1 protein-coding gene is annotated in these 1,158 nt (G+C 56.0%); it reads left to right on the forward strand.

The genetic code is table 11. From position 1 onward, the window contains the following. Positions 1 to 925, forward strand: a 925-nt coding sequence (locus A5774_RS09935) for a hypothetical protein (RefSeq protein ID WP_064834668.1), incomplete at its 5' end; no start/stop codon positions are given. Positions 926 to 1,158: the final 233 nt, after the last annotated feature.

Genomic DNA, 1,158 nt, shown 5'->3' on the forward strand with positions numbered 1-1,158 from the left:
GGCCGAGGCTTCGTCACTGGGCTTTACCTCCGCCACCGTGGGCACCTTGGCGGCGATTATCGGTGGTGTGATTGCTGGTAACTGGGGTATTCGTCGGAATAAAGTCTCCCAGCTTCCTGGTGAGCTACCTGAAGAACTGCGTCGCGGCTACATCAAAAACCTCAGCGAGCGCCCATCGATTGGTCGCGCTTCCACCAACCCATCGGCGATCGAACCACTCGCACTGCACCTGGGCTTTATCATGTTGACGGTGCTGACCGCCTACGGCATCAACGCCGGTATCAAGGGCCTGTGGGAGAACGTCTCCATCCCATTGTTCGCGATGTCCCTGGTGGTGGGCCTGATTTTCCGTGCTGTTATGAATGGTATTGGTGCCGGAGAATACTTGGACAAAGACACCGTGTCTTCGGTGTCTGGTGCATCGACGGACTACCTGATTGCCTTCGGTATTGCGGCAATTGTTCCTGCTGCCGTGGCTTCTTATTGGCAAGCGCTGCTGCTGCTGTTCGTTCTGGGTACGGTGTTCTGTACCTTCTTCTTGCTGTGGTTCCCGTCAGAATTCTTCGGCGCTGCATGGTTGGAGCGCGGCATCTTCGGTTGGGGCTGGGCAACCGCGACGGTGGCAACGGGTATCGCGATCCTGAAGATCGTCGATCCGAAGCTGAAGTCCGGCACCCTATCCGAATACGGCGTGGCTTATGTGGGCTTCGGTCCGTTTGAGATTGGTATGACGGTGCTGGCTCCGCTGGCGGTGATTTACGGAATGACTGCTGGACTGGGTTGGTTGGCGCTGGCGATTGCTATCGCCGTGTATCTGACTGCCAAGTTTGGTGGCTGGATGCCGGTGCGTGGCGCGATCATGGCCAAGGGCGTGGTCGATGTCAACGGCAACGGGCCGGATCCTGCGATGCAGGGCAAGGTCTAGGATTGAGTGTCTGGCACTCAAGTTTCTGGTAAAAAATTCCACAAAATCCGAACTTGAGTGGAATAGACTCAACTCATGGTGTGTTGTATCCAGTGAAGCCCCTGAAACGGTGTCACAATAACGGTGACGAAAGCAGGGAAGAACAGGGAGGATATGACACACCATGAGTTCTTTTAACCCCACGACAAAAACCCAAGAAGCCCTACAATCCGCGCTGCAAACCGCCTCGGCGG

It is taken from the genome of Corynebacterium sp. EPI-003-04-2554_SCH2473622, from assembly GCF_001665955.1.
Classification (GTDB): domain Bacteria; phylum Actinomycetota; class Actinomycetes; order Mycobacteriales; family Mycobacteriaceae; genus Corynebacterium; species Corynebacterium pseudodiphtheriticum.